Source organism: Agrobacterium sp. 5Ca50, from assembly GCF_055381905.1.
In genome coordinates, this window is sequence record NZ_AP026440.1 from 61,208 (window position 1) to 86,078 (window position 24,871).

23 protein-coding genes are annotated in these 24,871 nt (G+C 55.5%); 10 read left to right on the forward strand and 13 right to left on the reverse strand.

The window, feature by feature from the left end:
* Positions 1-140: 140 nt before the first annotated feature.
* From ACZ5FM_RS22425 to napE, 7 genes are read right to left on the reverse strand one after another with little or no spacing between them, the layout of a single operon-like run.
* Positions 141-614, reverse strand: a complete 474-nt coding sequence (locus ACZ5FM_RS22425) for a DUF2478 domain-containing protein (protein ID WP_464041298.1) — start codon at positions 612-614, stop codon at positions 141-143.
* A gap of 58 nt (positions 615-672) precedes the next feature.
* Entirely contained in the window at positions 673-1,374 is a 702-nt protein-coding gene (locus ACZ5FM_RS22430; protein WP_275643129.1) for a NapC/NirT family cytochrome c, read from the reverse strand.
* Complete coding sequence (locus ACZ5FM_RS22435) at positions 1,371-1,862, reverse strand: nitrate reductase cytochrome c-type subunit (protein WP_275643128.1); 492 nt, start codon at positions 1,860-1,862, stop codon at positions 1,371-1,373. The genes ACZ5FM_RS22430 and ACZ5FM_RS22435 overlap by 4 nt, the downstream gene beginning before the upstream one ends.
* Positions 1,832-4,336 (reverse strand): periplasmic nitrate reductase subunit alpha, encoded by a 2,505-nt coding sequence (napA, locus tag ACZ5FM_RS22440; RefSeq protein WP_464041299.1) that lies wholly within the window; start codon positions 4,334-4,336, stop codon positions 1,832-1,834. Before napA ends, ACZ5FM_RS22435 begins: the two co-directional genes overlap by 31 nt.
* On the reverse strand, positions 4,311-4,598 hold the full coding sequence (locus tag ACZ5FM_RS22445; RefSeq protein ID WP_464041300.1) for a chaperone NapD: 288 nt from the start codon (positions 4,596-4,598) through the stop codon (positions 4,311-4,313). Before ACZ5FM_RS22445 ends, napA begins: the two co-directional genes overlap by 26 nt.
* Positions 4,591-5,088 carry a ferredoxin-type protein NapF gene (locus tag ACZ5FM_RS22450; RefSeq protein ID WP_312949023.1) on the reverse strand — a complete coding sequence of 166 codons (498 nt, stop codon included), beginning with the start codon at positions 5,086-5,088 and terminating at the stop codon, positions 4,591-4,593. The genes ACZ5FM_RS22445 and ACZ5FM_RS22450 overlap by 8 nt, the downstream gene beginning before the upstream one ends.
* 11 nt (positions 5,089-5,099) lie before the next feature.
* Complete coding sequence (gene napE, locus ACZ5FM_RS22455; protein WP_275643124.1) at positions 5,100-5,285, reverse strand: periplasmic nitrate reductase, NapE protein; 186 nt, start codon at positions 5,283-5,285, stop codon at positions 5,100-5,102.
* 361 nt (positions 5,286-5,646) lie between these two features.
* Between napE and ACZ5FM_RS22460 the strand changes: the two genes are divergently transcribed.
* Positions 5,647-5,916, forward strand: coding sequence for a hypothetical protein (locus tag ACZ5FM_RS22460; protein WP_312949020.1), 270 nt, complete (start codon positions 5,647-5,649; stop codon positions 5,914-5,916).
* Between the two features lie 436 nt (positions 5,917-6,352).
* Here ACZ5FM_RS22460 and ACZ5FM_RS22465 read toward each other — a convergent pair whose 3' ends face one another.
* Positions 6,353-7,204, reverse strand: coding sequence for a ferritin-like domain-containing protein (locus ACZ5FM_RS22465; RefSeq protein ID WP_464041301.1), 852 nt, complete (start codon positions 7,202-7,204; stop codon positions 6,353-6,355).
* A gap of 178 nt (positions 7,205-7,382) precedes the next feature.
* Here ACZ5FM_RS22465 and ACZ5FM_RS22470 point away from each other — a divergent pair, with 178 nt between their 5' ends.
* The 7 genes from ACZ5FM_RS22470 to ACZ5FM_RS22500 are packed head-to-tail and all read left to right on the forward strand — an operon-like array spanning position 7,383 to position 16,207.
* A complete protein-coding gene (locus tag ACZ5FM_RS22470) occupies positions 7,383-9,632 on the forward strand; it encodes a 4Fe-4S binding protein (RefSeq protein WP_464041541.1) in 2,250 nt (749 codons plus the stop codon).
* A 32-nt stretch (positions 9,633-9,664) separates the two neighbouring features.
* The gene (gene nosZ, locus ACZ5FM_RS22475; RefSeq protein WP_312949016.1) at positions 9,665-11,578 is read left to right on the forward strand and encodes a TAT-dependent nitrous-oxide reductase; all 1,914 of its coding nucleotides are present in this window, start codon (positions 9,665-9,667) and stop codon (positions 11,576-11,578) included.
* On the forward strand, positions 11,575-12,966 hold the full coding sequence (locus tag ACZ5FM_RS22480; protein WP_464041302.1) for a nitrous oxide reductase family maturation protein NosD: 1,392 nt from the start codon (positions 11,575-11,577) through the stop codon (positions 12,964-12,966). The genes nosZ and ACZ5FM_RS22480 overlap by 4 nt, the downstream gene beginning before the upstream one ends.
* Positions 12,963-13,883 (forward strand): ABC transporter ATP-binding protein, encoded by a 921-nt coding sequence (locus tag ACZ5FM_RS22485; RefSeq protein ID WP_464041303.1) that lies wholly within the window; start codon positions 12,963-12,965, stop codon positions 13,881-13,883. Before ACZ5FM_RS22480 ends, ACZ5FM_RS22485 begins: the two co-directional genes overlap by 4 nt.
* Entirely contained in the window at positions 13,880-14,707 is an 828-nt protein-coding gene (locus ACZ5FM_RS22490; protein ID WP_464041304.1) for an ABC transporter permease, read from the forward strand. The genes ACZ5FM_RS22485 and ACZ5FM_RS22490 overlap by 4 nt, the downstream gene beginning before the upstream one ends.
* A complete protein-coding gene (locus ACZ5FM_RS22495; protein WP_464041305.1) occupies positions 14,704-15,252 on the forward strand; it encodes a nitrous oxide reductase accessory protein NosL in 549 nt (182 codons plus the stop codon). Before ACZ5FM_RS22490 ends, ACZ5FM_RS22495 begins: the two co-directional genes overlap by 4 nt.
* Positions 15,245-16,207 carry an FAD:protein FMN transferase gene (locus tag ACZ5FM_RS22500; RefSeq protein WP_312949006.1) on the forward strand — a complete coding sequence of 321 codons (963 nt, stop codon included), beginning with the start codon at positions 15,245-15,247 and terminating at the stop codon, positions 16,205-16,207. Before ACZ5FM_RS22495 ends, ACZ5FM_RS22500 begins: the two co-directional genes overlap by 8 nt.
* 19 nt (positions 16,208-16,226) lie before the next feature.
* On the opposite strand, the gene ACZ5FM_RS22505 is transcribed toward ACZ5FM_RS22500, so the two are convergent.
* From ACZ5FM_RS22505 to ACZ5FM_RS22520, 4 genes are all read right to left on the reverse strand, one after another.
* The gene (locus ACZ5FM_RS22505) at positions 16,227-16,976 is read right to left on the reverse strand and encodes an ABC transporter ATP-binding protein (protein WP_464041306.1); all 750 of its coding nucleotides are present in this window, start codon (positions 16,974-16,976) and stop codon (positions 16,227-16,229) included.
* Positions 16,973-18,034, reverse strand: a complete 1,062-nt coding sequence (locus ACZ5FM_RS22510; protein ID WP_464041307.1) for a FecCD family ABC transporter permease — start codon at positions 18,032-18,034, stop codon at positions 16,973-16,975. Before ACZ5FM_RS22510 ends, ACZ5FM_RS22505 begins: the two co-directional genes overlap by 4 nt.
* A gap of 2 nt (positions 18,035-18,036) precedes the next feature.
* Entirely contained in the window at positions 18,037-19,143 is a 1,107-nt protein-coding gene (locus ACZ5FM_RS22515; RefSeq protein WP_464041308.1) for an ABC transporter substrate-binding protein, read from the reverse strand.
* A gap of 283 nt (positions 19,144-19,426) precedes the next feature.
* Entirely contained in the window at positions 19,427-19,822 is a 396-nt protein-coding gene (locus tag ACZ5FM_RS22520) for a hypothetical protein (protein WP_312948998.1), read from the reverse strand.
* 466 nt (positions 19,823-20,288) lie between these two features.
* Between ACZ5FM_RS22520 and ACZ5FM_RS22525 the strand changes: the two genes are divergently transcribed.
* Entirely contained in the window at positions 20,289-21,641 is a 1,353-nt protein-coding gene (locus tag ACZ5FM_RS22525; RefSeq protein ID WP_464041309.1) for an aminotransferase-like domain-containing protein, read from the forward strand.
* A 59-nt stretch (positions 21,642-21,700) separates the two neighbouring features.
* Here ACZ5FM_RS22525 and ACZ5FM_RS22530 read toward each other — a convergent pair whose 3' ends face one another.
* Positions 21,701-23,881 carry a TonB-dependent siderophore receptor gene (locus ACZ5FM_RS22530; protein WP_464041310.1) on the reverse strand — a complete coding sequence of 727 codons (2,181 nt, stop codon included), beginning with the start codon at positions 23,879-23,881 and terminating at the stop codon, positions 21,701-21,703.
* 213 nt (positions 23,882-24,094) lie between these two features.
* Between ACZ5FM_RS22530 and ACZ5FM_RS22535 the strand changes: the two genes are divergently transcribed.
* Complete coding sequence (locus tag ACZ5FM_RS22535) at positions 24,095-24,871, forward strand: ABC transporter ATP-binding protein (protein ID WP_312948992.1); 777 nt, start codon at positions 24,095-24,097, stop codon at positions 24,869-24,871.

A 24,871-nucleotide genomic window follows, 5' to 3' on the forward strand; every position in this document is an offset into this window, starting at 1 on the left:
TTTATGGAGGTTGTCTGGCGCAACGAAGCGGTGGTGGTTTTGGTATCGGGCTGCGACTGTTGCGTCGTGTTAAACGGCTCGTCGCCTCTGAAGAGGGATAAATCGAGGGACGTGACGGATTGCGCCCATCCTTGTCGGATTTAACTTCCTTGTACCCACTGAACAATACCATGTGGGTCTGCGTCTAGCCGCTCGGCCATCCCACCAGAAAATGACAGAAACGCATCGAGATTAAGACCGTTGACGCCGATGACCACGGGTTTGTCGTTTTCCATGGCTTCGACGATCAGCGGTACGAAACCACGGCCTTCGGCTTCGTGTTTGCCGAACTTATTGACGACAAGCACTGTGGCACCATCTGAGTGTGCAGCAGCCTCTGCTGTTGCTGCTTCGAGAGCTGCGCTATCCAAACGGCAGCCGGTTGAAAGTTCGCCCAAGTCCTGGCTGATACGAAGAACAGGTCCATCGGGCAATATTTTCAGATCCATATCGCATTTGCTGCGATTGGCCCCTTTATATGGCGCATGGATGGCGCCGGATGGCTTGATGCCGGCTTCTTCGAACAGCGTGACCACTTGTGACAGGCACAGGTCCATCTCTTCACCGTCGGTCATGTTGACGTATCCAAGCGGCATGTTTTGCCCTCATATGCTGTTTCTTAGCACTGGAAACTCAGTGAACAGATTGGTGTGCATCTGCCATGGCACGTTTAAGGTCGTCAATTGCGGAAGCAGACGGCAGTTGTTCGCCCTGAAGTTCAGGTGGCATTTTCCAACCGGGATCAATACCTTCCATGCTGGGAAGTTCATGAGCGATACCCTTGTGGCAATCGATGCATGTCGCCTTGCCAGGGAGCAAAAACCTGGAATGGATGTCAGCCGCACGTTGTGTCTGCTTGGTGAAATCCATAGCAACTGATGCGTGGCAATTGCGGCATTCAAGGCTGTCATTGGCTTTTAGACGAGCCCACTCGTGCTGGGCAAGTTCAAGACGATGGTCGAGAAACTTCTTGCGGGTATTGATGGTGCCAAAGATTTTGCCCCACACTTCCTTGGAAGCCTGCATTTTGCGGGCAATCTTGTGGGTCCATTCATGTGGTACGTGACAGTCAGGGCACGATGCCCTCACGCCTGAACGATTGGAGAAGTGCACCGTTCGGGTCAGTTCCTCGTAAACATTGTCCTTCATCTCGTGGCAGGAGATGCAGAATGCCTCCTTATTGGTCATTTCCAGCGCAGTATTGAACGCACCCCAGAACATGACCCCGCCAACAAAACCGCCAAGCGTCAGGAACGCCAGGCTGAGTGTCGCTGCCGGTGTTGAAAGCACGGTCCATACCCAGAGCAGCAGCTTTTTGACACGGGAAAACATCATTCGCTTCCTGCTTTTTTGACACCCATCTCGCTCATGTCCTGGAAGGTATTTGGCACGAGTGGGCGCGTGTCCGCCTGAGGCACGTGGCACGCTGTGCAGAAATAACGGCGCGGTGAAACGTCAGCCAGCATCTGGCCTTCGCGCGTCATGTAGTGGGTGACGCTGATCATCGGCGCACCGGCATCCTGAGAGAATTCACGCTTGTGACAGGACAGACAGCGGTTCGCGTTCACTGACAGCTGGTAGCCGTCGATTGAGTGCGGAATGACCGGGGGCTGTTCGGGATAAGCGCGCATCCGTCTCAGGTCGTCAATGATCCACTTTGGAAGCGGCTTGGCCGCTTCCGTCCGCATTGGATCGCCACTAGGACCTGAAAGTTCGGGCACCATCTGGGCAAAAGCGCCTGTTGCAATAAGCGCAATGGTACTGGCGGCGACAATCCAGCCGCGTCTCGCAACTATGCGACGGGTTCTAGTTTGACTGCGCATTTTTTGTAATCCGTTTGTTTGGAAATGGGATCGGTTGCATCCAGCGTCACCTTGTTGATGAGCTGGCTGGCATCGAACCACGGCACAAAGATCACGCCGGGCGGCATGCGGTTACGGCCACGCGTTTCAACGCGGGAGCGTATTTCACCCCGCCGTGAGATGATGCGGATTTCTGAGCCCTGATTGAAACCACGTTTGCGCGCATCCTCTGCATTCATGAAACAGCGTGCACCCGGGAATGCCTTGTAAAGTTCCGGGACGCGCATGGTCATGGAGCCAGAATGCCAATGTTCAAGCACACGCCCGGTGACCAGCCATGTGTCGAATTCGTCATCAGGGGATTCCGCTGGTGGCTCGTAGGGCACGGCAATGATTGCCGCCCTGCCATCCTTGTTGCCGTAGAATTTCACGCCTTCGCCCGGCTTCACATAGGGGTCGTATCCCTCGCGGTAACGCCAAAGGGTTTCCTTGCCATCGACAACCGGCCAGCGCATGCCGCGCACTTCGTGATAAGCGTCGTAAGGCGCCAGATCATGTCCGTGACCACGGCCAAAAGCGGCATATTCCTCGAACAGGCCCTTCTGCAGGTAGAAGCCGAAGTGTTTGGCCTCCTGATTTTCATATTCACTGCTGACTTCGCTCAACGGGAATTTGCCGACATCGCTGTCCTTGTACAGGACGTCGTACAATGTCTTGCCGCGGTATTCCGGGTTGGCATCCAGAATGTCGGCGGGCCAGACCTCATCTGTTGTGAAGCGTTTTGAAAACTCGACCAGTTGCCAAAGATCCGACCGCGCTTCGCCGGTTGCTTGTACCAACTGGTGCCAGACATGGGTGCGGCGTTCGGCATTGCCGTAGGCGCCTTCCTTTTCCACCCACATGGCCGCGGGCAGAATAAGGTCGGCACTCATTGCGGTGATCGTAGGATAGGCATCCGAAACAACGATGAAATTCTCTGGATTGCGATAACCGAGATAGGTCTCGTTGCTGGTGTTGGGGCCAGCCTGAACGTTGTTGTTGACCTGAACCCAGTAAAAATTCAGCTTGCCATCATGAAGCATGCGGTCCTGCTGAACGGCATGGTAGCCGGGTTTTTCAGGAATGATGCCATGCGGTACCTTCCATATTTCCTCGGCATGTTTCCGGTGTTCGGGATTGGTCACGGTCATGTCGGCTGGCAGACGGTGAGCAAATGTACCAACTTCACGAGCTGTGCCGCAGGCCGAAGGCTGGCCAGTCAACGAAAACGGGCTGTTGCCCGGTTCGGAGATTTTACCCGTCAGCAGGTGAATATTATAGACCATCTGATTGGCCCATACCCCGCGCACGTGCTGATTAAAGCCCATGGTCCACAGCGACATGACCTTGCGGTTCGGGTCGGCATAAAGCTCCGCCAGTTCTTCTAGAAAGCTTGCTTCGACACCGGTCATCTTCACCGCTTTTTCCAGCGTATATTCGGCAACGAAGGCTTTGAATGTCTCGAAGTCGATTGCTTCCGTCTTGGCCGGATCGGCAGAGTTGGCAGCGTTTATCTCCTGTGGGTCATCAGGGCGTCTGCCATAACCAATGTCAGTCACACCTCGGACGAATTTGGTGTGTTTCTTGACGAAGTCCTCGTTGACGCGACCTGTCTGGATGATGTGGTTGGCGATGTAGTTAAGGATCACCAGATCCGTGCCCGGCTTGAACACCATCGGGATGTCGGCTAGGTCCATACTGCGGTGGGTAAAGGTCGACAGCACAGCAACCCGAACATGTTCGTGGCCTAGACGACGGTCCGCGATGCGCGTCCAGAGAATGGGGTGCATTTCAGCCATGTTTGAACCCCAGAGCACAAAGGCGTCTGCGTGTTCGAAGTCGTCATAACAGCCCATCGGCTCGTCCATACCGAAAGTGCGCATGAAGGCGTAGGCGGCTGAAGCCATACAGTGGCGCGCATTCGGGTCGAGATTGTTCGATCGAAAGCCGGCACGCATCAATTTGGTTGCCGCATAACCTTCAAATATCGTCCACTGACCGGAACCAAACATGCCAACGGCTGTCGGTCCCTTTTCCTTCAGTACGCGCTTGCACTGCTCGGCCATCACATCGAAGGCTTCATCCCAACTGACCGGTTCGAACTCGCCGTCCTTGGCGTAAACGCCACCCTTCTTGCGTAGAAGAGGCGTTTGTAGACGGTCCTTGCCGTACATGATCTTGGACAGGAAGTAGCCTTTGATGCAGTTCAGGCCGCGATTAACTTCCGCCTGCATGTCGCCATGCGTGGCAACGACCTTACCTTCCTTGACACCAACCATGACACCGCAACCGGTGCCACAAAACCGACAGGGTGCCTTGGACCATTTGATTTCCAGCGCACTAACGCCGCCAGACACAGGTTGCGCGGAGGCCGACAATGCAATACCTGCCGTTGCGGCTGCAATGCCTGCGGCATGCGCCTTTATTATATCACGCCGCGTTAATTGGCTGCTCATCGCCGCTATTCTCCTCTGTGTCGACCTGTTCAAAAACCATGTTGGCCGAGATCACCCCGTCGAGTGTCGAAATATAAGTCAGCACACCGCCCATCATGCCGCTGCTGGTACCTTCGATGACGATGACAATCTTGCCGTTGCCCTCGCCATGAATTTCGACATTTTCCAATCTCTGCAAGGTCGCCACAACTGATTGCGTCATCTGCGGCAGCGTGGCGACGACAGCACTGGAAACGTGATATCGCTCTGTATTTTCAACCATATTGAACCTCGGCAGATCGTTCGTTGATCTCGATCACGTTGGCCGGACAAACGGACACACATGCACCGCATCCCGTGCACAGCGTCTCGTTCAGTTCGGGAATGAAGGGGCCACCAAGCCGTGGCCGAAAACGGATGGCTTGCGTGGGACAAGCATCACGACAGGCCTGACAGTCCACTTTCCTGAAGGCCAGACATTCGTCTCCGATCACCATCACATGATTAAAATGCGCGGTTGGCTCGGACTTAAAAACCGGTTCAGGGCATGCAGCGTCGCATTGACCGCAAAATGTGCACTCACCTTTCGCAAAGTTTAGCGCAGGTAACCCATCAACCATATCAATGATGTGGTTCGGACATTGCTCCACGCATTTTCCACAGCCGCTACACGCGGTGAGATCACTCAACGTGACCCCGGGTGGACAGATACGTTTTATCCGGGTCTGGCGACGACCTCTCAAAAGGTCACGTCTGGAAATGAGGTGCGACATTATCAGAGCTCTCAGTGACCTGGAGGACCCGGAGGCCCGTAAATGATCTGGAATGCCCAGACGATGAAACCATAGGCACCGACAAATCCCACAGCCAGGACCGGCCAGATACCGAAGGCAAGAATGGCAAAAGTGATCAATTCTCTCGCCCGGCTTGGCTTGGCTTGCTCGGCCTCGGCAGATACAATTTTAGGCATTGCCGTATTCCCTCTCAGATTCACGAGGGATTATAGCAGCATGATTTATGTGCTCAAGTCTTTGAATTTATTAATTATTTGTCAAAAATGACGAAAATCAAAAGATAGGGTCCAAGCCATTGATTTTAAAATAGGCAAGCGCCATCAAAATGGGCGAGGAAAGATTGCCGCAGCCTCTTTTGACAGCAGTTCGACGGTCGTGATGTCTCAATAAAGGACGTTTATCACAACACGAATTATCGCGGGAAAATGCCCTTGCTAATAAGAGATTATTTCCACTTAGTTGGCGGAAGGGTACACCCTACGGAAATCTGGAAATTGAGGCAGCACTTTCGCGTAATTTTGAAAATTGGGGTCCGTTATGGACAAGGGGGCGCTCGATACCGCCGTTTTTTATTCGAAGGCGAAGGACTACATCTCTACCAGCCGCTGCGTGGCTGTGAAGACCTACTGCCTGACAACGAGGGCGAGTTCGCCTCCTTTATCAATCGCTGCCAATGCAGCTAAGGCTAACACATTCGGGCTGGAGCTCCTCGCAGAATATGCAATCGGCGACCCACGGTTTACACCCTATGTCAGCGGCACCTGGATACGCCGTGAACTCCACGAATTTTTCGATCTACAATATTGATAACCCCCAAATTTTGGGCAGACTGGGCGTCAAGTGTGCCTCGAAGGCAAAACGATACGGCCGTGTCGCAGGGACCGAGTTAATCTCAATACAAAAGCGAGACAAAGACGCCCAAGCCAGTGCAATTGGACTGGGATTGCATGTTGACTGTTTCGTTCGACCCTAAGCAGCGTCGCAAACCAGTTATAAGCCCTTGCAGTTTGGGCCTCGGCCGTCGCCGATTAGCTATGTCATGGCTGGATGATCGTGGCTGACCATAATATATTCCAGCGCAACGCGAGTTGGAGCAAAGACTAATACACCAAGCGGTGTGGAACATCGCAGCGACAGCCGTAAAGGAGGCGTTTTCCTTCTCATGTCTTCGCTTAATAACCAGCAACACCACGCTTTGATCTTGTCTGTGATTGCGACATAACTGCCTTTCAGCGTCGAATTATCATTTAACGTGAGCTAGTTTTACGAGAACTGAGAGACAGCGCACCAATTGTGACGCGGCATTGGCACAAAACTCGACGATCAGCTCGTTTTTCTCGCAGCTCATATGGTCTAAGTAATAATCAAGCAAAATTCCGCAGAGCGTGGCCGGCTTGCCGAGCGCTAGATCGAGTTGGCCGGACAATCGCGGCTTGATGCGAAACGCCAGTTCGGAAACGGTCGAGATGCGCGCCTGTGTTTCTTCTGCAAATTCTCGTACCGACCCTGCGTCCCGCCATTCGGGCAGGCTCTTAAGCAATTTCAGGAAATGTACCTCTAGCCCAAGGATGTCCGGTAATTCTCCGGGGAAAGCCGCGATCCTCGATCTATGAAACGCCATCCGCCTTTCCCGTCGCAACGTCGCAATGTGGCCGAGTTCCTCGCGGGCCATCCTTTCTGCGGCATGCTTAATATCCGCGGTGGGCGCCCGAGCTGCCACATAGCTCCAGAAGACGAATGCTCTCTCTTCATTCCTGACCGCGACAGAAAACGCACGGTAGGCGTCGAGCGTTTCCGGCGGCACCAAATCGGCGCCTTCGGCGTCGAACATGGGTAACAGGTCTGGAGCGGATAGGATGCCCTCTGCGTCCGTTGACCCCACCTCGGCAACCCATACGTCGACTTGACGCAAATGCGTTTCCTCCTCGGTGATCAGCCGCTCGAACACGGCCGCAAGCCCTGGCTGGCCTTCATCCAGCATTCGTTGTCTGAGGGCGACATAGCCTTCGATGGCTTCTTGTTCCATGCGGGCTGCGGTTTCCAGCACAGCGTGCATCGTCGTCAGAACGGGCGGTTCGGCATTCAGTACTGGCATGGGTTTCTCTTTAAAATTCCTTGTCCCACACTGCCACATTAAACAACGCAGTATTTGTTGTAGATCAATGAGCCATTTGGCCATGAGACTATTTTGCACTCCAACCACCGAGTGCCCGACCGATGTGACATGGCCAAGCGTGGGAGTTAATGTCTGGTCGCACCCCGCTGGAATGCCAATGCCAAAACATAATCATGTGGGGAAACACGGTCTGGCTGTTTTTCTTCCTTTCTTGATCGCGCTTTTCACCCTCGCGGGCCAGGCCTTCGCTGGCGGCAATCTTGGCGACTATCTCCCCAAGGTTCAGCCGGGAGAGTTGTTCGCTGCGGCCGACCGCTTTGGCGACCCAGTGGGTGAGCCGGCTATCGTGCCGGTCTACAAGGGCAACGATGTTGCCGGTTACGCTTACCTCAATTCGGATTTCACCAGTTCCACCGGCTATTCAGGAAAGCCGATTCACATCGTTGTCGGCATTGACAAGGCTGGCGTCGTGCGCGGCCTAAAGATTGTCGATCACAAGGAGCCGATCGTGCTGATCGGGATACCGGAAACCCGGGTCGTCGCAGCGCTCAATTCGGTGATCGGCCGCGATCTTGCGAAGGTCGCCATGGGTGCGGAACGTCCGCCACAGGTCGACATCGTCAGCGGCGCCACGGTGACCGTTCTTGTGATGGGCGACAGCGTCGTCCGCTCGGCGGTCAAAATCATTCGCAGCGGCAGGCTGGGAGATGGTACAGCCGCGCTGGCGGATGCGGTGCCGCAGTCGGTCAAAAATCTCGATCTTTCAAAACAGGATGTTTCCGACTGGCAGACGCTGCTTGGCGACGGTTCAATTCGCGCCCTGCGCCTTAGTGTCGGTGAAGTCTCTGATGACTTTGTAAAGGCCGGCCAACTCGATGCGGCCCGAACGCCGGAAACGCGCAATCCGCAGGATCCGTTCATCGATCTCTATGTCGCGCCGGTCAGTGTACCTACGATTGGCCGTAGTCTGCTGGGTGAAGAAGGGTACGGACGTCTGGTAAAGCGACTGAAACCAGGTCAGTCCGCCATTCTCGTGGCGGGTGAGGGCGCTTATTCATTCAAGGGATCGGGTTACGTGCGAGGCGGTATTTTTGACCGTATCGAGCTTCTTCAGGACGGGCAGGGTATTCGCTTCCGCGATCGAGATCACACGCGGCTGACACAGATCGCGGCTGGGGGCGCACCGCATCTGCGTGAAATCGCACTCTTCGTGATCCCCGACAATTTCACCTTCGACGTGACCGAACAGTGGGATTTGCAATTGCTCGTGCAACGCAGCACCGGGGTGCGGGATAAGGCTACGATGCCTTACGACCTCGGCTATACGCTGCCGGACAACTATTTCAGCATCGAGACACCCGCAGCGACACCGGCAGCCGCGAAAATTGCGCCGGACGCTGTTGGGTTCGATATGGAAAACGCACCACTCTGGATCAGCATATGGGAAATGAACCGCGTCGCCGTTGCTATCACATTTGTCGGGCTCTTGGTTCTCACCGCTATCTTCTTCTTTCAGGACTGGCTGGTCAAACGTCCAAGGCTGTTCGGTTGGATCAGGCGTGGCTATCTGCTTTTCGCGCTCACCTGGCTGGGCTGGTATGCCAATGCGCAGCTTTCCGTGGTCAATGTCCTTACGTTCATCAATGCGCTTATCTCTGGCTTCCACTGGGATTTCTTCCTCTCCGCTCCGTTGATTTTCATTCTCTGGGCTGCGGTTGCGGCGGGTTTGCTGTTTTGGGGTCGCGGCCCATTCTGCGGCTGGCTCTGCCCCTTTGGTGCGCTTCAGGAACTGACCAACGGTGTCGCAAAGTGGCTGAAGGTGCCCCAGGTGAAGCTGCCTTGGGGGCTGCATGAGCGGCTCTGGCCAATCAAGTACATCATTTTCCTCGGTCTCTTCGGCCTGTCGCTTTATTCTGTCGCGCTTGCGGAGGCCTTCGCCGAGATCGAACCTTTCAAGACGGCGATTATTTTGAAATTCGCCCGCGAATGGCCGTTTGTGATTTTTGCTCTGACTCTGCTCGCTGCCGGTCTTTTCATCGAACGTTTCTACTGCCGGTATCTCTGCCCACTCGGAGCCGCGCTCGCCATTCCAGGTCGATTGCGCATGTTCGAATGGCTGAAACGTTGGCCAGAATGCGGCTCCCCCTGCCAGCGCTGCGCCAAGGAATGTCCCGTGCAATCGATCCACCCTGAGGGGCAGATCAACGTCAACGAGTGCATCTACTGCATGCATTGCCAGGAACTTTACCAAGACGATCACCGCTGTCCGCACATGATTCAAGTGCGGCTCAAGCGGGAGAAATTCGTGGCGCTTTCCACCCCTCCGGAAAAGGGGAAAGAGCGTCCGAAGACCGTGGTTACCCACAAGGGCAAACCAATCGGTGGAGATGAAGAGATGGCGGGCTGACAGGCCTGAGCGACCATCAAAGGAGAGAACACATGTCAGATACAAATACCGAAAATGGCCTTAGCAGACGTCAGTTGCTCGGCTCCACGGCAGTTGCTGCTGTCGCGGGCGCGACAACAGTCGGCGGCGCGCTTGCGATTTCCAGCATTACGGCAGCACCGGCACTCGCCGCAGGAGGTCAATCCTTTGAGGTCAAGCCGGGAGAACTTGACGAGTATTACGTCTTCGTCTCGGGTGGACAGAGCGGGGAGCTTCGCATTTTAGGCCTGCCGTCGATGCGTGAGCTTATGCGCATTCCGGTATTTAATCGCGACAGCGCCACGGGTTGGGGACAGACGAACGAAAGCCGCAAAATCCTGACGGAAGGGCTATTGCCTGAAACCAAAGAATTTCTGAAAGACAAGGGCGGGATTTACCTCAACGGCGACCTGCACCACCCGCATCCTTCCTTCACGGATGGCACCTATGATGGCCGCTACCTCTTTGCCAATGACAAAGCGAATACACGCGTTTGCCGCATCCGTCTCGACGTTATGAAATGCGATAAGATCATTCAGCTTCCGAACCAACACACGGTTCATGGCCTGCGGGTGCAGAAATATCCACGCACTGGTTATGTCTTCGCCAATGGTGAGGATCGGGTGCCGATCCCAAATGACGGTTCCATCCTCGATGACCACAAGCAGTATCATGCAATCTTCTCGGCCATTGATGGCGACACGATGAAAGTCGCCTGGCAGGTGATGGTCGACGGCAATCTGGATAACGTTGATGCCGACTACCAAGGCAAATATGCCTTCGCTACCTGCTACAATTCCGAAGAAGGTGTGAACCTTGAGGAAATGATGGCGAAGGATCAGGATTGGATCGTCGTCTTCAACCTGAAACGCATTGAGGAAGCTGTCGCTAAGGGCGAGTTCAAGGAAATGGGCGGTGTGCCGGTGGTCGACGGGCGCCATGGCTCGCAATTCACACGCTACATTCCAGTTTCCAATGGCCCGCACGGCATGAACACTGCGCCGGATGGCATCCATATCGTTGCCGCCGGCAAGCTGTCTCCAACAGTTACTGTCTTCGACGTCCGGCTGTTCGACGACCTGTTCGATGATAAGATCAAGCCGCGCGATACCGTTGTTGCGGAACCGGAACTCGGGCTGGGCCCACTTCATACGGCCTACGACGGGCGCGGCAATTGCTATACGACGCTGTTCATCGACAGTCAGATTTGCAAGTGGAATCTTGAGGATGCGAAAAGTGCCTACAAGGGCGAGAAAGTAAACCCCATCCGCCAGAAGCTCGATGTGCAGTACCAGCCCGGACACAACCACACATCCATGGGCCAGACCAAAGAAGCCGACGGCAAATGGCTGATCTCGTTGAACAAGTTCTCCAAGGACCGGTATTTAAACGTCGGTCCGCTTAAACCAGAAAATGATCAGTTGATCGATATTTCCGGCGACGAAATGGTTCTCGTTCACGATAATCCAACATTCGCCGAACCGCACGACGCCACGATCGTTCACAATTCGAAGATCAACCCGGTGAGCCTCTGGAGCCGCGAGGACAGCTTCTTTGCCGATGCTGTAGCCCAAGCGAAGGCCGACAACATTGATTTGCTGATGGATTCCGAAGTCATTCGAGACGGCGATAAGGTTCGCGTTTACATGACATCAGCGGCCCCGGCCTTCGGTCTGGAGAGCTTTACCGTCAAACAGGGCGATGAGGTGACAGTCTACGTCACAAATATCGATGAGGTCGAAGACCTCACCCACGGCTTCTCGATTATAAACTACGGCATCAACATGGAAGTGGCGCCGCAGGCCACCGCGTCCGTCACATTCAAGGCCGATAAGCCAGGTGTGTGGTGGTACTATTGCTCCTGGTTCTGCCATGCCATGCATATGGAAATGAAGGGCCGCATGCTGGTGGAGCCGAAAAAGGCATGACGCAACTCCATGATGCGGCGAGATGGGGGATGGTGGCGATAACCGCCATCATCCCCGGCCTGGCGAGCGCGGAAACCCTCCGCCTGTCTCCTGTCGCGATCTCTACACTTCAACAGGCCATCGACGATGCCCGGCCGGGCGACGAGTTGGTGCTGGAAAGCGGCGAATATACCGGGCCGGTAACGATTGGAAAGTCGCTCAAGATACGCGGCGAGGCAGGTGCTGCCATTCGCGGCACGGGTCAGGGCAGCGTCGTCACGATCACTGCCGAGGACGTGATCTTTAGCGGGATCATCGTATCCGGCTCCGGCGATTCGCTTGAGGATATGAATTCGGGCGTCTTCGTTGCCCGCACCGCTAAGCGAACCATCGTCGAAAAGAGCCGTTTTGAAAAAAATCTGTATGGCATTTATCTGCACGGCGCGAACGATTCAGTCGCGCGCGACAATGTCATTATTGGTACAGGCGCGGGGCGTTTAAGCGAAACAGGCAACGGCATTACAATTTGGAATGCGCCTGGTGCGCGCGTCACCGGGAATGATATCAGTTTCGGTCGCGACGGCATCGCCACCAATGCCAGCAAACGCAATGTGTTCAGCGGCAACCGGTTCAGCAATCTTCGGTTCGCTATCCATTACATGTACACAAACGACAGCGAAATCAGCAACAATGTTTCCACCGGCAACTCGGTGGGATATGCGATCATGTTCTCGAGCCGACTAAAGATTATCGGAAACATTTCGGATGGTGACCGGGACCACGGCCTTTTGCTGAACTACACCAATAGTTCGGTTATCACCGGCAACACAGTGCTGGGTTCCATGCAGCCGGTATCTCGCTGGAGCGAACGCGGTGTCCGCTCGCAGGAACATGGTTTGCCGACAGACGATGACCAGTCCGCGGCGGATACCTCTGGAACGCGGCCCGGCCCCGAAAAATGCGTCTTTATCTACAACGCCAACCGCAACAGGTTGCGCGACAATCGTTTCGAGGGCTGCGATATAGGCATCCATTTTACCGCCGGCTCCGAAGGCAACCTGATGAGCGGCAACGCCTTCATCGCCAATCGCAACCAGGTAAAATATGTCGGCACGCGTTACGTTGACTGGTCGGAAAACGGCCGTGGGAACTATTGGAGCGATAACCCCGCCTTCGATCTTGATGGCGACGGCATAGCCGACAATCCCTATCGCCCGAACGACCTGATTGACCGTGTGCTTTGGACCACGCCACAGGCGCGCGTACTGATCAGCAGCCCTGCCGTGCAGGTCGTGCGCTGGGCGCAGGCGCGGTTTCCAGCCCTTTTGCCGGGCGGGGTGACCGACAGCCATCCGCTGATGTCACCTCCAGTTCCATCCCACCAGTCTCCCACGGAGCCAAAATCATGACTATAACCGTTAGCGTCAGGAACGTGACGAAGAGATATGGCGGAAAGGTCGATGCCTTGCGCGAGCTGACATTCGACCTGCATGAAGGCGAGACGGTAGCGCTTGTCGGTCACAACGGCGCTGGAAAAACGACGCTGATCAAACTGCTGCTCGGGCTGATACGTCCGACCTCGGGTGATGTACAAGTTTTGGGCGAGGATCCCGCGAGCGGCAATTTCGGCGTACGAAAAGTACTGGGCTACCTGCCGGAAAGTGTGTCGTTTCATCTGGCATTGACCGGGCGGGAAACGCTTGCGTTTTACGCCCGTCTTAAACGAGTTGATATGCAATCCGCTGCCAGGTTGTTCGAGCGCGTCGGCCTGACTGCCAGCGCCGCCGATCGGCCTATCCGAACATATTCTAAAGGCATGCGGCAAAGGCTCGGGCTTGCCCAAGCATTGCTCGGTGCACCCCGTGTTCTGCTGCTAGACGAGCCAACCAGTGGCCTCGACCCAGCGCTGCGGCGCAATTTTTATACGCTTGTCAACGAGTTGCGCACAGGGGGCGCGACGGTGCTTCTATCGTCGCATGCGCTCGGCGAACTGGAGGATCGGGCGGGACGCGTCATCATCGTCAATCGCGGTCTGCGGATCGCGGATGGGACGCTGGACGATCTGCGACGCATCGCCAGTCTGCCGTCACGAATCCGGGTGCGTCCACTTGCCGGGGAGCACCCCGTCTCGTTTGCTTGTCATGGGAAACAATGGCTGCCGACTGGTGAAGGGTCATATGAAATGGAGGTAGCGCATTGCGAAAGGTTGCCGATGCTGCATCGTCTCAGCGACCCTGACGTAGGTATTGACAGCCTGACCGTCATCGAGCCGACGCTGGATGACCTTTACGCTCATTTCCTGAACAGCCAGGAGGCTGCGACATGAACAATATTCTGATCATCGCTGCAAAGGAAATCCGTGAAGGCATGCGCAATCGCTGGGTGCTTGCCACGACAATGCTACTGGCAACGCTTGCTTTAACACTGACGTTTATCGGTAGCGCTCCGACAGGCAATGTCGGTGCCAGCCGCATGGACGTGGTGATCGTCAGCCTCTCCAGTCTGACTATTTTTCTCGTGCCTCTGATCGCTCTTATCATTTCCCATGATGCGATCGTGGGTGAGGTTGAGCGTGGTACTATGTTGTTGCTGCTTGCATATCCGGTTGGTCGCAGCCAGATTGTGTTCGGCAAGTTTGTGGGCCACATAGCCATCCTCTCCTTTGCTACCACTTGCGGATACGGAACGGCGGCCGTTGCGCTCACTCTGTTGGGGGGGGGCGCCGGATTTGACGTGTGGCTGTCATTCTTTTTTATGACCACGTCCTCCATATTGCTTGGGGCAATATTCGTCGCGATTGGCTACCTGGTCAGCGTGCTTTCAGCGGAACGAAGCACCGCAGGCGGCATTGCCATCGGCATCTGGCTGTTTTTTGTGCTCATCTACGACATGGCCCTCCTTGGCGGACTGGTAGCCGCGCAGGGCCGCGCGTTGCCCGCGGGATTGCTGGATGTGCTGCTGCTGGCAAACCCGACGGATGCTTATCGGCTCCTCAATCTCGGAAGCGGCGGCGCGGCGGCCCTCTCTGGCATGGGCGGACTTGCCAAAACCTCCATCCTCACCAACGAGATTCTGCTCGCCGCTCTTTGTGCCTGGACGGTCATGCCGCTCGCTTTGGCTTCACTGTATTTCTCAAGGAGGGACATATGAGACAGATCACATTATCCCTTATTCTTGCAGCGTCGCTGCAGCTTGCCGGTTGCGAAAAGCAGACCCATACGGAAATGCCGCCGCCCTTTTCCCTCACCGCCGAGGCGATGGGCCGATACTGCGGCATGAACGTGCTTGAACATTCGGGACCCAAGGGTCAGGTCATCCTGCAACAAATACCAGAGGCCATATGGTTTTCTTCGGCGCGTGACGCAGTGGCCTTCACAATGCTGCCGGACGAACCGAAGGAAATCGCGGCAATTTACGTGTCCGATATGGGTAAGGCTGCAAGCTGGGAAAAGCCCGGCGCGGATAACTGGATCGACGCACGCAAAGCCTTCTTCGTGATCGGCAGTTCCCTTCGTGGTGGGATGGGCTCGGAGGAAGCGGTGCCCTTTTCGGAGGAGGCTGCTGCCCGGCAATTCGTCGCCAAGAACGGCGGCGAAGTTGTAACATTCAACGACCTGCCTGAAGGTTACATTCTCGGCGCAGCAGAGGAAACAGCGGACGATACTCTTCCGGAAGGAGCGCATGATCATGGATAAAAGACCCGGCCGCCGGCGCTTGCTCAAGTTAATGGCCGCTTTCGCAGGGCTGCCGCTGCTGCCTGGCAAGGGCCTAGCTTCTGGTTCGCCTGTTGTCTGGCATGGGCAGGCTCTTGGCGCGCCGACAACGCTTGTCCTCAACCATGAAAATCCCACAGAAGCGAAACGCCTGCTGCGTGGGGTTGTGGCAGAAGTGGCGCGTCTTGAAGGTATTTTCAGCCTCTTTAGGCCTGGATCGGCACTAAACGAGCTCAATCGCGCTGGCGCTCTGGCGGCACCGCCTTCTGAAATGGTCGAAGTGCTGGAATTATGCCGCACATTCCATAGACTTGGAGACGGGTGCTTTGATCCAACGATACAGCCGCTCTGGCTACTGCACGCCCGGCACTTCTCGGTCGAGGATGCCGATCCTGCTGGCCCGTCTGCGGTTGAACTAAAAAAAGCGTTATCGCTGGTAGGCTTCGAAAGGGTGCATTTCGACGCGAACAGGGTTGCACTCGGGCAGCGCGGCATGGCGCTGACGCTGAACGGTATAGCTCAAGGCTACATTACCGACCGCATCGTTGCCCTGCTGCGTGATGCTGGTGTGACTAGCAGCCTTGTGGATATGGGCGAAAACCGAGCCATCGGCGCCAACGCGCAAGGCGCGCCGTGGCGTGTTGGTCTCGCGCAATCCGAAGATGCAGCCTACCCTGATACTGTGCTCGAAATCACCGATCGTGCCGTGGCTACCTCGGCAGGCGCGGGTTTCCAGTTCGACCCCGCTGGAAATTTCCGCCATATCCTGGATCCGCGCACGGGCCTGAGCGCGCGCCGTTATTCGCGTGTTTCCGTGGTAGCTGAGGATGCGGCTACGGCCGATGCGCTATCGACCGCCTTTAGCCTTACAGATAAGGCGGACGTGGAAACACAGCGCGCGTCGCTACGCAATGTTGAAGTCTACCTGCGCGCTTGAGCGCGCAGGTCTCAGGTTCTCATAGAGATCCAACCGGTACGATGACTGGAAAGCCGTCTGAGAGGACGATGTTTGCCTCAATGCGGTAGGTGTCGCGAATATTATCGCTGCAAAGCACCACATCATGGGTACCGCAAGCCACCAGCTTGCCTTTTCTCAGCAAAAGCAGATGTTGCGTGTGTCGCGCCGCAAGATTGAGGTCGTGCATCGCCATCAGAACCAGCGCGCCGGTTCTCGCCACATAGGCGGATAGCAGTTCCAGGACACGCACCTGGTGGCGCAGGTCGAGGGCGCTTGTGGCTTCGTCAAGGATGAGCAGCTCCGGTTCGCGCATCAGGCGCTGCGCCAGAAGTACAAGCTGTTGCTGCCCGCCCGAAAGCGTGTTCATCGCCCGGGTCTCGAGGCCCTGCAAGCCGAATGACTCGAGTGTTGCTGCCGCAGCGTCGAGGTCTGAGCCGCTCACCTGCCAGCCGAGTTCTTCGCGCCTGCCGAGCAGCAGGACCTCCAGCACTGATAGCGATGAAAGTACGGTACAATATTGTGGCATGAAGCCAAGCTTGCTGGCCTCAGGACGACGGCCATTCCACGCTATGCCGCCGCTGAATGCGAGGTGACCGGCAATCGCCCCGAGGAGTGTCGATTTTCCCGCGCCGTTCGGTCCGATCAGGGCCGCGATTTGGCCGCGCGCAATGCCTGTGGACACCGATTGGATGATCGGCGTCTTTCCGCGCCAAACATCAACGGCTTCCAAGACTAGTCCTTCCCTCATGAGATGTCTCCTCGGCCGCGTCTGGCAATGACCGCGAACAGGATCGGCACGCCTGCCACAGCCGTGATAATCCCGACGGGAATAACCGCCGCAGGTGAGATGATTTTGCCGAAAACAGAAGCGCCAATTAGAATGATCGCACCAGTCATAGCCGAAACTGGGAGAGAAAATCGGTGATCCTCCCCGACAACGGCGCGGGCCGCATGCGGCGCAATCAGTCCGACGAAACCGATGGTGCCGACAAAGGACACGGCTGCGGCGGTCAACACAGCGACCAGCACGAAGCTGCGCCTGCGAAACGCATCCACGTCCATGCCGAGGCTTGCGGCATTGGCGTCGCCAAGACGCAGCGTCGTTAGTTGCCAAGCGCAGCGCATTAGCAACGGCAAGCAAGCAACGAGAATGACCAAGACGACGAGGACGCTAATCCATGTCGCTTTTAGAAGGCTGCCGAAGAGCCAGAAGACGATCTGCTGCAACACCTCAGGTGAGGCCAGAAACTGCATCAGTGATTGCATGGACTGGAAGAAAAACAGCACGGCAATGCCCGCCAGAACCAGAATCTCTGGCCGCGAACCGCGTAAGATGGCGATGGAGTAAACCAGGCCGCAGGCGAGCAACGTCATCAGGAAGGCGCAGATCGGCGTTATCAGAAATGCCGGTGCGGGAATCCACGCGCCGAACATGATGGCCAGGGCGGCACCAAAACCCGCCGCAGCGGAGAATCCTAGCGTAAATGGACTGGCAAGCGGGTTAGCGAGGATGGTCTGCATTTGCAGGCCGGCAAGGCCGAGGCACATGCCGACCAGCGTGCCCAAAACGGTTTGCGGCATCCGCAGTTGCCACAAAATAGTGGCCGCCGTGCGGTCCTGGCCATAGGGTCCAGCTATCAGCGCCTGCCAGAGATCAGCAAGCGGCATACCGGAGGGACCGCTGGTCAAATCAAGCATGACCAGAAGTGCAAGACCGACAGCGCAACCGGTAACCGCGAAAAGGCGGCGTTTCACGTCACGGGCATAACTGGAGTGAACACCGCTCACTGTTGTTGTCATGACCATGGTCATTGTCCGGACTGGCGGTGCCGCAGAACAAATACGCCCGTTGCGGGAATCGGCAACCATTTTTCGTAAAAATGACTAATCTCCTGGCCGGGATCGATATCGCTGAATGCTTCGGGGTAAAGCAGCTTGGCGAGATATTGCACGTAAACATAATCGGAGAGCGTTCTTGTTCCGCCGTGATAGATGGCATGGACCTCACCGTTGCGGACAGCCGGTAGATCGGACCAGCCAGGTCTCTTCAGATAGGCACCAAGGCGTTCGTTCGCCAATCTCTCATCTGAACCAAAGCCGAGCAGAACGGCAGAGGGCGAGCCCCTCCATTCAGAGCCGGTGATGACGACGATGTCTGGTGCGGCCGAAAGTGTGTATTCCGGGCTGAGCGGACCCCAGTTCTCGATCTGCCCTTTAGCAATATTTACGCCTCCCAACTGGTCGATGACGCCACCCCACATGCCCTTGCCATAGGTGTTTCCGATCTCGTCGGGACCCTTTTTGCCGAGTTCAACATAAACTTTTTTCGGTGATGGCCCGGCCTTCGCGGCACGCGCAAGAATAATCTCCATTTTGGTGCGATAATCGTTGGCCAGTTGTTCTGCCCGTTCATTTTGGCCGGTCACTTGGCCAAGAACTAATGTCGAGCGCACATGTTTATCAACAGTTTGAGCATTGTAATCAATGACGATCACGGGAATGCCAGCAGCCTCAAGTTGAGCCGCGTTGGCCCCTAGCGCATCATATTGCCAAGCCGCCAGAATGGCGAGATCGGGCCGTGCCGCGATCGCCTTTTCCACCGAAAAGGTGCCGGTTTCGGTATCCCCCACATTGATAAGACCGGCAATTGACGGCACGGCCTTTACATAGGCTGCATATTGTTCGGGTCGCCAGTCTTTCCAAGGTGTCAGCGAGAGTGCCACGACCTTGTCCATCGCGCCTGGCCCAGCAACTGCGATATAGTCTTCATAGTTGAAGCCGAGGAGGATGCGCTTTGCTGGTTCGCGGATTGTCACTTCACGGTCCCGCAAGTCTTTCACAGTAATATCGGCCAATGCTGGGAAGGCGAGGCCGGAAAACAGGCTGGCAAGCGCCAGCCATAGGAAACTACGCATTTTATGATCCTGAATGCTGAGGCAGCCACTGGTACGCGGTCCGGCGCCAGTGAGCTTATCTGTCATGCTGCCTTTAGGCTGGAATACTCGTGTCACCTGCCAGCCCTTGCGATCCAGCCGCGTCTCCGCATATGAGTGCTGCGGACAAGGCTGGAATCTGGGACCGTTCCGGAAAACGGCGCCAGTGGCCGACCTTGAGCCGACAGCGGGGGGAGAAGGAGAGAAAAACCCGTCTGCCGGCCCAAAGGCCTAGGGCTGTCGCAGGGACACGCCTCTTTTGCGGTCAGGCATTAACAGGTGGTGCACGCGGCGCGGCGCTCGCCACAAGAACTGGCGGTCTCACTTCCGCCGTATCCGCCACAAACCCTTCGTCGGTGTCAATGATGAACGGAATGCCGGTCATATCGAGCGGCTGCGGTAGCAGGATGCCGACCGAGATTCGGCAAACCTCGCAAACAGGGGCGAAGGCATGCCGGTCGGGGTGAGACTGTCCTTCGTCGAGAGTGAAAGTGTGGCAAAGATCCGGCAAACTGCCGTCGGGCAATATATAGGCGGAAATTTCAGTGCCGACGTAACCGGCATCGGCTACTGGTACGCGATGGGCGAAACCGATGGCAAGCAGGGCCAGAGCGCAAAGAATGCGCACCCCTTTCTGCCATCTCGTCACCCTCGCTATCATCGCCGGAATCCTCGCCCGAACAGTGTGTGAAGTTCACTTCGTATTGCTGCGTGCTCAATCCACTCAAAGCAGAAAAATTGCTGCTGCGTGATGGAGATGACGTTACGAATTCACTCTGTAGCACCGCGAGTTCCTCGTCTGTGCGATAGATCAAACAGCACGACTTTAGCGATTACGATATCAATTTATTTTTTCGCAAAAGGGACATGCCCGCCAAGATCGTAGAAGTTTCAAGACATATCACTGTGGGACGCTGCGAAGCAGACAAACGTTGATCACCGATCAGCGAAGCAATATCGATAATATTGACTACTCATCTGGAGCGCGAAGCGAAAACACGACGTTCCGGGCCAAGATTTAATCGCATTCCAAAAACACGGGTTCAGTTGCGTTCAAACCGAGTGTTGACGAGTGGACATTAATCGGTGACATCGGACAACCATGTGATGGATAACTCGAGAAACTGATGCGCCTGAAATCTCCCTGGAAGGCCCGCCTTAACGACGGTTATGGTAATCCCTCAACCCGCTTGCTGGAAGCCCTTTCAGAAGACATCTTGTCCGGAATATTGGCAGGTGGTGACCGGTTGCCGCCGCATCGTGAGCTTGCATGGACCCTGGGCCTTGGTGTTGGCACCGTGACCAAGGCTTATGCGGTGTTGGAACGGCGTGGTTTGGCAAGAAGCGTCAAGGGAAGGGGAACCTTTGTTGCAACATTGCAGTCTCAAAGCCAGGCAACCATCGACTTTTCCGTCAATACCATCCCGCCGATGTTGAGCGATCGATTGCTAGCGCGAACCTTGTCCACGGTCTCTCGCAAGATCGATACACAACATGTCCAACTAAGGCCGCCACTTGCCGGGCATGATGCGCACCGAAGAATCTTTGGAAAATGGCTTGAAAGCCTCGGGATATTTGTTGAGCCCAACCGCATCATCCTGACAGGAAGCGGCCAGCAGGCGCTTTGGCTGGCATTCGACACCTTGTGCGGTGGCAGAGGCCTTATCATCACTGAGCGACTGAGTTATCCCGGTGCCTTAGCGCTCGCCCGCCACCGAGGGCATCCGATTGCAGGTGTGGAGATTGATGCAGAGGGCATGATCCCATACGATTTGGCACGGGTTCTGGACAACGAAAGCAATCAGGGACGGCGAAGGCTGGTTTACCTTACGCCTTCTCTCCATAATCCGACCACCGCAACGATGAGCCTTAGCCGCCGACGAGACATCATCGAGATTTGCCATCAGCGTGACGTGCCAATCGTAGAGGATGGCGTCTATACGATCGGGTCCGCTCATGACCATCCGCCTCTGGTTACATTGGCTCCAGAGTCCGTTTTCCACGTAACCAGCCTTTCTAAAACACTGACATCAGGTCTTCGGTTAGGCGTTCTGGTTCTGCCTGAAAAATGGGTCGCTTCAGCGGAAGAAGCTCTGCAAATCATCCCATTGGCGGCATCGCCACTGGACTATTCTTTACTTGAAGAATGGTTCAGCAGCGGGGTTGTTGAAGCCACGCGAGCATCGCTTCGAGCTGAAGCCAGCCGGAGAGCACATCTTGCTGCTTCGCTGTTTTCTGACAGGAAGATCGTCACCAATCCTGCGGCGTTTCATGCATGGATACCAATGCCGCATACACAGGCGGAGGCATTTGTTTTGTCAGCCGAAATGATGGGGGTTATCGTCACGCCACCGGATGCAATGCGCGCGGACCACCAGGATAAGTTGACGGGGATACGGCTTTGTCTCGGCGGTCCTTCTTTTGATGAATTATCGCGCGGCCTGTCAATACTGGCAAAATTTCAAAGCGGCCCTGTGTGAGGACAGGGCCGCTTTGAAGCTGTTACCGGGTGTTGCTGTCCTCTTAGGTTCGATCATAGCTACCAACGGATCCGGACGGAAGCCATGACTTCCCTGTCGTCGCCATATTGGCAGGAGGAAAACTCGCAATTGACGTAATCTTTTCCAAACAGGTTGGTGGCGTTGACCGAAAGTGTCACGTTCTCGTTGACATCGTAGCGGACTAGCGCATCGACAACCGCATTGGCTGGTATCCCATGATCGATACCTGAAGCGCGGGTTGTTCCTTTGTAACGCACACCGCCGCCAACACTCAAACCTTCGACTCCCAGTTGCGCAAGATCATAGGTCATCCACAAGGCGGCTTGGTGATAAGGCGTGTTTTCGCTGCGTCGACCAATTTCTGCAGCGACCTCGCTCTTGGTAATTCTTGCGTCCGTATAGGCGTATGACCCAACCACAGTGAGATAGTCTGTAAGCTCAGCTTTCGCTTCCAGTTCCAGGCCCCGTGCACGTTGCTGACCAATCTGTGTGAGGTCACCGGCCAAATTGGCGGAAACAACATTATCCTGAGTCAGTTGATAGACGGCTGCACTGAACAGCATGTTGGTTCCCAGCGGCTGATAACGGATACCGGCCTCAATCTGTTCACCAGTGGTGGGGTCGAAATTTATATCGCTGGTGAAAGCACCAACGGATACGGGGAAGAACGATTGCGAATAGCTGATGTAAGGTGCCAGTCCATTGGCCGCCTCATACACCAGTCCCGCACGCCATGTCGTTTTCTGCGTATCGCGGGTAATGATTTGTCCGGTTCTATGGATTTTAAATTCCTGGTCCGCCCAGTCGTGGCGCAAGCCTAGCAGCACATTCCAGCGTTCGTAGAAGTTGATATTATCCTGAAGATAAATTCCGTGCTGCGTGGTCGTGGTTTTCCCACCACGATTGAGAGCAGGGTTTTTGTTCACCACAATGGGTGTTCCGTACACCGGATTGTTTAGATTGATCGAGCCAACCGCTGCGCGGAAATTGTCAGAGTCATAGGATGTGTCATAAAAATCATATCCCACGACGAAGGAATGTGACAGTGGGCCTGTATCCTGGTCAAACGCAACATTCATATCATGTGTAAAACCCTTGGCGCGATCTTGGCGGTCGCTGTATTGCCGGGCCAGAATACCGGTCGCAGCCGCGTGGTTCACGGCCGCAGTACCGGTCTGGGCCATCAGATAGCGCCAATCAAGGTCCGATTCATAGTAGCGCGATTTTGATGAGAACTTCACATCATTATCAAAACGATGCGTGAACTCGTAGCCAAGAGCGCTCATGTCGCTCTCCATTCCGTCGTAACCGGGCTCGCCAATAAATGTGTCCCGTCCCAGGAAGAAGGGGCCAGATCCTATACCGTCAATGATCTGGTACGGGATTGATGCTGGAAACCGCGTGCTGCTTCGTTGGTAGAAACCGAGGACCGACAGCGTTGTATCGTCGTCAGGGCTCCATTCCAAAGCTGGCGCAATGTAGAAACGGTCGTCATTGATGTGGTTTACCGGCGTATCACTATCCCGTCCCATGACGGTGAGGCGATAGGATAATGTATCGGTCAGGGCGTCACTGAAATCAGCAGTCACCTGTTTGCGCTTATGCAGTCCGCCTTCAATGCCAATTTCACGAAGCGGCTCGTCGGTCGGGCGTTTGCTGACTCCATTGACAAATCCGCCGGGCGAAAGCTGGCCGTAAAGAACAGAGGATGCGCCGCGGACAACGTCCACGCGCTCTAAACCGAAAGGTTCCTGAGTTCCGTCATAGGAATTGTTTTGCAGGCGCATTCCATCGCGCAACAAGCCGCCCGTGCCTGGCTCTACATCAAAACCCCTAATACGAAAGCGGTCAGCTACACGGGAGAAGCTACGTGGTTGCGCGGTAAAACTGGGCGTATAGGAAAGAACATCGGCAAGGGTGCGCGCGTCGCGATCCTTTATTTCCGTTGCAGACACCACCGACAGCGACTGGGGTGTCTGAAGGATAGGGGTGTCGGTTTTTGTGGCGCTATTGCTCGTGCGCGCGACATAACCATCGATTGGTGCCGTCGCGTTTTCTTTGGCATCTACGACGATGGATTGCAGGACGGTTGCACTCTGACCATCCTGCGCGATGGCTCCACCCGCTGACAATACGGCCCATGCCAAAGCAGTTGTCGGGATCAAAGCCGAGTTGCAAAGCAGGCGTGTGGTGCTGAATTTCTTGAGATGTCGGCGCATTGAATCCCCATAGTCTTGACCTTGCCGCAGAAACATGACAGTCGCGGTCAACAAAGATGGGCGTCACTACCATGTGAGGCACTTTGGTTAAAACGTTATAGTGTCTCAATACACTTTTAGCGTTGTGTGTGGTTTGCGATCCGGTGTTACAGGTGGCCAAACCGGAACTGAATATTGGTCTCGTCGACATGAACCCGACGGCGGATAGCACGCATGTTTTCGATTAATGATTTAAATGTATACCACGGTGACACGCATGCGCTGCGCGGTATCAACCTGACGATCAAGGAACGCTGCTTCACTGCCTTGATCGGTCCCAACGGCTCAGGGAAATCGACGCTACTGGACACAATGGCCGGCAATGTGCGTCCTAAAAAGGGTAGCGTGCGCCTCGAAGCAAAAGAGGTCTGGTCCTTTCCGAAGCGTGATTTTGCCCGTCTCGTGTCATTTCTTCCGCAAAGAACCCATACGCCAACCGGCATAAGTGTTCGTGAATTGCTGGTACAAGGGCGTTTTCCCTGGCGCAACTGGCTGGGGAGATGGTCAAACGCGGACGAGGAGGCTGTTCAACGCGCAGCATCGCTGTGTGAGGTTGAAATATTGCTGGACAGGCCGCTTTCAGCGCTCTCGGGTGGCCAACTGCAACGCGCATGGATTGCTATGACGCTGGCGCAGGAGGCACCAATTGTCCTGCTTGATGAACCCACCACCTACCTGGATGTCGCCAATCAGTTGAGCCTCCTTGATCTGCTGACCGTACTGCGAAATGCTGGCCGTACGGTTGTCGCTATTCTCCATGACCTCAATCAGGCGGCCCGATATGCGGATCAACTTGTCATGATGCGCGACGGCCATATTGTTGCGCAAGGGGAGACCTCGCAGGTTTTCACCGACGGCAACATCGAAACCGTGTTTGGCGTGCGTTCCAGAATGTTGGTGGACACCGTGACCGGGGACATGATTTGTATCCCTTCTGCGCAACAGGCTTAG